Source organism: Candidatus Rhabdochlamydia sp. W815, assembly GCF_018642185.1.
In the GTDB taxonomy this organism is placed as follows: domain Bacteria; phylum Chlamydiota; class Chlamydiia; order Chlamydiales; family Rhabdochlamydiaceae; genus Rhabdochlamydia; species Rhabdochlamydia oedothoracis.
This window is the reverse complement of record NZ_JAAVTY010000110.1, coordinates 1-4855: the sequence shown is the minus strand read 5'-3', so window position 1 is coordinate 4855 and position 4855 is coordinate 1. Positions and strand designations below refer to the sequence as shown.

General features: G+C 34.5%; 6 protein-coding genes and 1 pseudogene. 4 read left to right on the top strand and 3 right to left on the bottom strand.

Translation table 11 applies throughout. The annotated features are described in order from the left end of the window. Together RHOW815_RS06890 and RHOW815_RS06885 are read left to right on the top strand one after the other, a co-directional pair. Positions 1-705: hypothetical protein (locus RHOW815_RS06890; protein WP_215217585.1), on the top strand; the 705-nt coding region annotated here is incomplete at its 5' end. Between the two features lie 56 nt (positions 706-761). Further along, positions 762-902 carry a hypothetical protein gene (locus RHOW815_RS06885; RefSeq protein ID WP_215217584.1) on the top strand — a complete coding sequence of 47 codons (141 nt, stop codon included), beginning with the start codon at positions 762-764 and terminating at the stop codon, positions 900-902. Here RHOW815_RS06885 and RHOW815_RS06880 read toward each other — a convergent pair. Next, positions 881-1009, bottom strand: a pseudogene (locus RHOW815_RS06880) (helix-turn-helix domain-containing protein); the annotation flags it as partial. The gene RHOW815_RS06885 and the pseudogene RHOW815_RS06880 sit on opposite strands and share 22 nt — an antisense overlap. A 106-nt stretch (positions 1010-1115) precedes the next feature. Beyond that, complete coding sequence (locus RHOW815_RS06875; protein ID WP_215217583.1) at positions 1116-2135, bottom strand: tyrosine-type recombinase/integrase; 1020 nt, start codon at positions 2133-2135, stop codon at positions 1116-1118. Between the two features lie 414 nt (positions 2136-2549). Between RHOW815_RS06875 and RHOW815_RS06870 the strand changes: the two genes are divergently transcribed. Together RHOW815_RS06870 and RHOW815_RS06865 are read left to right on the top strand one after the other, a co-directional pair. Continuing rightward, positions 2550-2720, top strand: coding sequence for a hypothetical protein (locus tag RHOW815_RS06870; protein WP_215217582.1), 171 nt, complete (start codon positions 2550-2552; stop codon positions 2718-2720). A 291-nt stretch (positions 2721-3011) separates the two neighbouring features. Next, complete coding sequence (locus RHOW815_RS06865; RefSeq protein ID WP_215217581.1) at positions 3012-3224, top strand: helix-turn-helix domain-containing protein; 213 nt, start codon at positions 3012-3014, stop codon at positions 3222-3224. A 45-nt stretch (positions 3225-3269) separates the two neighbouring features. Here the strand turns inward: RHOW815_RS06865 and RHOW815_RS06860 are convergent, their stop codons facing one another. After that, complete coding sequence (locus tag RHOW815_RS06860; protein ID WP_215217580.1) at positions 3270-4391, bottom strand: ATP-binding protein; 1122 nt, start codon at positions 4389-4391, stop codon at positions 3270-3272. Between the last annotated feature and the right edge of the window lie 464 nt (positions 4392-4855).

The following is a 4855-nucleotide window of genomic DNA, read 5'->3' as shown; positions in this document are numbered from 1 at the left end:
ACACGCTCTGGAAGAACCATCAAAGTCTATGAATACTCTGATGGAGACCTCATAGTCTATGAAGAACCTGAAGGAATCAGATCAGACTATAACCCCTCTCAAGGAACAATGCCAGGATCTGGGGGAACCATCACAGTCGATAAACGCGGTGGAACAACCAATATAGTTTATAAACGCTCTGGAAAAACCATCAAAGTCTATGAAGACTCTGAAACCATCAAAGTTTATGAAGAGCCTGAAGGAATCACTACAGTCTATAAAAGCGATGCAGGAACCACCACAGATACAGGCTCAGGTACGGGAGACCACGGAGGAACCACCACAGGTACAGATACAGGCTATGGAGGATCCGAGGGAACCATCATAGTCGATAAAAGCTATGAAAGAACCGCTATAGCCTATACACGCTCTGGAAGAACCATCAAAGTCTATGAATACTCTGATGGAGACCTCATAGTCTATGAAGAACCTGAAGGAATCAGATCAGACTATAAACGCTCTCAAGGAACAATGCCAGGATCTGGGGTAACCCTCACAGTCGATAAACGCGGTGGAACAACCAATATAGTTTATAAACGCTCTGGAAAAACCTTTACATTCTATCAAGATTCTCAAGGAACAATTAAGGTCTCTGAAGAGCCTGAAGGAATCACCACAGTCTATAAAAGCGATGCAGGAACCAATACAGGCTCTGGAGTCTATTGAGAAACCAAACACAGGCTATGTAGGTTATACAGATACCAGGAAGATTGAGAAAGAACGTGCAGGAAATATTAGGATGTATAGTAGAAATAGCCAAAAGAAATGCAATTCATTCTTTTACAGTCATTCCTAGAAGATGGGTTGTAGAGCGTTCTTTATATAAGTTTGAAAAGATTTTAAACAGGCTTTTAAAACGATAAGAGGAATCTCTGCTGTATTCCATAGCTTTACAAGCTTCTGAAACGGAACCCAATTGTTTTGTTAGCTGAAGCAATCCCAGTTTAGGTTTTATGATTTTCTGTGATATGTTCGTATTTACTCCAAGTTTGTTTTACTTTTTATCTAAACAAAGTCAGATTAAATCTCAACTAGTACAATTTTAACAGATTTAATACCACCTTACTTTTAAAGTTTTACAACAGATAAGATTTACTGGTTACGTTATCAGCAATATCTGTTCTATCGTATCGATGAACCATTTCACTGCTAGAATGGCCGCTTGCTTTCATAATTAAAGAATCGCTAAATCCATCTTCTTTCCAAAGAGTAATAGCGGTAGTTCTTAAATTATGGGCACTTACTCGAAAGGGGATTTGTGCGTTCTTTCCTGCTTTTGAAAAATTTCGATCTACTTGAGTTTTCTTTACTCCTTTATTATTTCTTGTAAGAAAGACAAGACCCTTTCTTGCTTGTATGTAATCTTTTAATTTCTGAAGCAAAACCTGGGCTCCTTCTTTCTCAAAATTGATAATCGTAAAATCATCTGTTAATTTACTTTTGGATTGCTTAAATAAGATCTGTCTTTTTTCGAAATCAATACGATAAACCTCTAAAGAGAGCACTTCATTAATTCTTTTTGCCCCATGTAAGCACAACTTCGCAATTAATGCGTCTCTTGGGTTGATTTGCTCTAGTTCTTCTAAAAATCGATAGAGTTGTGCTCTATTCAAGGATTCTGTTTTTACTTTTTTAGATGGTGGGCTAAAGGTTTTCTCTAATCCGGTTCTATTGGGTGTTGCTTTGGCTATAATCCCTTCTGTTTTTCTTGATAGATATCTTGTAAAAGCTAATAAACAACTAATGCGAGCTTCTTTAGTTCGTGTTGACCATTCCTGTTTTGTTTCTTCGGTTATTTTATTTTTTATGTAGATTGTTTGGGTTTTAATTTGATCGACAATCGCATTTGTAGATAGAACCCCAAACATTTGCAAACTCCAATTTGGGTTCAAAAAACCTCTTTCCAATAATTCTTTCATTGAAGTTGTATAAGAACTTTTGGTGCAAGGGTTGGTAATTGTCTCAATCCACTCAATAATTGCAGTGCGAAGATTAACTCTAGAAAGGGCTTGCCAAAGCCTTTCATTTTTAATTTCAATAACTTGTTTGTAGTTAAGTTTGTGTTTTTCTTCTAATTCTATTATTTCTGCATTCATATTTTTGCTTTTAAGACTTAACAAAAGACATCCTACTCAAAGAAGATCATCTTCGATCTTTAAATTATGTATTTTCACTTAATGTGTATAGTGTTTTCTTTTTTTTTACTTAAAAAGCTTGTTGCGCTCTTATGTGTCCATAAGACTAATTATGGACACAATAAAGCCATTTAATAAATAAGCTAATATTTACTTATTAAGTACTTGGCATCAATTAGGCTTTTGTATTTTTTCTGCAAATTCGTACGTAAAGATTTAAAGAAGGTAGCTTGCAAAAGATTAGTCTTTTATTAAAAAACAGATGCTTTTAGATACAAGATCATTGGTTTTCCGTAAAAAGATAAAATAAAATGTTTTAGTTTTTATTTTTTTTGTTATTATTTTCGTGATTTTTAAACCGGTTTTGAGGATAAAATGACTAAAACAAAAGTGCTTGAAGTAGATGAGAAAATGGAAAAATCATTAACAAATATTTGTGATGCTGCTTTGAGATATCATGGCCTGCAAATTATGAATACAGTTGTTGAGGTTGCCAGTGCTATTCGTGATCGAGAAGAAGAAAAATATGAAGAAAGGCTTCCATAAAAAACCTTCTGGGTTTTTTTGGTTAATGCTTTTCTTTTCAATCATTATTACCATTTTGTCAGGTGTTACTAGTTGTTTTTTGGCTTATGCCCCTGGGATAAAGTGTGATTTAGTAACATCTGGCTTTGGATTTAAAAAATGCATGAGTGATGTGGGGAGCTCTTTGCCCTGTATCACAACAAATTGAAGAAAGCAAATTTTAGACTACTTACAATCGCTCTTTTTTGAAAAAAAAATAATAAATATTTTATTTGACAAAGGAGCGAATAGGAAACTAGTATATAGATACTTATGAATAGTCACCTCTTAGACACATCTAGAAAAGTTGTTACTTTACCTGAAGCGGCTGTTATGCTAGGCATGAGTTCTTTAACAATTAGACGCGCTATTAAAAGTGGGAAGATTAAGGCTATGCAAATCAGTCCTAAAGGAAGATATCGCATCTTAATTGAAGAATTAAATGGATTCATTCAGAGAAATTCTCAAATAACCGATATGGGATAGAAGAAGCAATAAAGCAATCTTTATTGCAATACAGAACTTTCTATATTACAAATATAACGATTTTAAAAAATTAACACCCTGAACAACTTCTATTTGATTTTCAACCCATTCTCTTTTTAGTTCTTTGACAACTTGAACAGATGGCGTCTGATATTTTTCATGAAAGTAACGAAGACTTGGATTTATTAAATGGTCTGAGTATTTTACTTCAATGAGCTTTTCCATCTGATTATCTTGAGCTAATACAAAATCCACTTCTTTTTTTTCTTTTGTAAGCAGATAATGCAGCGAAACTATTTTAGCTTGGTAATCAGCTTTTGCTAATGCATGTTTCAAAAGGCAAAATCCCACTAAGTTCTCAAAGCGAGATCCCGAGCCCCCTTTAACAAGGCCGATGTCAAAAAAGTAAATTTTAGGCTCTTTCAATAAGCTGCGAGCAATATTACGTGAAAATGGTGTTACACGAAACACGATGTAAAGAGCTTCTAAAATTTGAATATATTTTTTTACTGTATTGGGAGAGATCGCGGCATCTTGAGCGATAGAACTATAAGAAACAGGAGATCCCACTCTTTCTCTTAATAGCTCAAAAACTAGGCGAATAGCGTTTAAGTTTTGAATATTTTCAAAATCAAGAACATCTTCTCTTAATAAACTATCGATATATTGGAGACGCCATCGATCTGTATCCATTAAATCTTGAGTCAAAAAAGGTTCAGGAAACCCTCCTCTTTCTAAAAAGCGATCGATTGTATAATTGACATGAACCTTTTCACATTCAGCAGGAGAAAGAGGCATAAGACGATGAAGAAAGTAACGCCCAGCAAGAGAATCTCCTACTTGTTTAAAAACTTCTAGACGAGCGCTTCCTGTCACTAAAATTTTTTGATGCTCAGGCTTTGTATCGTAAACTCCTTTCAGGTAATTCTTCCATTTGGGCATTTTATGGATTTCATCGAAAATGAGAAGTTCAACAGAGGGTAACCAAGCTTCTTTTAAAAAGATTCTTCGGTCTTCATAGCTGTCATAGTTTAAATACATCGAGGAAGTAAATTGCTTTGAGATAGCCTTGGCTAAAGTTGTTTTACCAGCCTGTCTAGGGCCTGACAAAATAACCATTTTTTTTTGAAGATCGCGTAAAATACTTTGTTGTTGAAACCGCTCCATGTATGACTATTATGCAGGGTGTTGCAAAAAAGCCAAGACTATTTTGCATTTCTTTGCATAATAGTTAGATTTTGTTGTAATTTTTTATTGGATAACACTTATTTGGAAAGATTTTTTGAATTTGTTAAGACGATTTGTCTTTCGTTATCCACAAGGATTGGCATCCCAATTTGCTGCCTGCATTTTTCGTCCATATAAAACCTATTTTTTTGCCTTTTGAAATCAAACTAGTATACATTGCTATAATCGCTTTAAATCTTGCTGTTTTGCGATAGCCTTTCAAAGACCGCCTTGATATAAATCACCACCATCAAGATTTTTAAACACCCGAAACAAACTCAGCAGATATAGTTATTTAAATCGACATTGATAAAACAGCTTGATCTAAGGCTTCGGATAAATTAGCTACAGTAGGTAAAAGTTCTCGGATTTTCGTTTTCATATTGGCCCAATATTTTTCGATA

Coding starts and splice junctions, on each gene's coding strand:
- RHOW815_RS06860 (WP_215217580.1), bottom strand. CDS start 4,391: ATGGAGCGGTTTCAACAACAAAGTATTTTACGCGATCTTCAAAAAAAA.
- RHOW815_RS06865 (WP_215217581.1), top strand. CDS start 3,012: ATGAATAGTCACCTCTTAGACACATCTAGAAAAGTTGTTACTTTACCT.
- RHOW815_RS06875 (WP_215217583.1), bottom strand. CDS start 2,135: ATGAATGCAGAAATAATAGAATTAGAAGAAAAACACAAACTTAACTAC.
- RHOW815_RS06870 (WP_215217582.1), top strand. CDS start 2,550: ATGACTAAAACAAAAGTGCTTGAAGTAGATGAGAAAATGGAAAAATCA.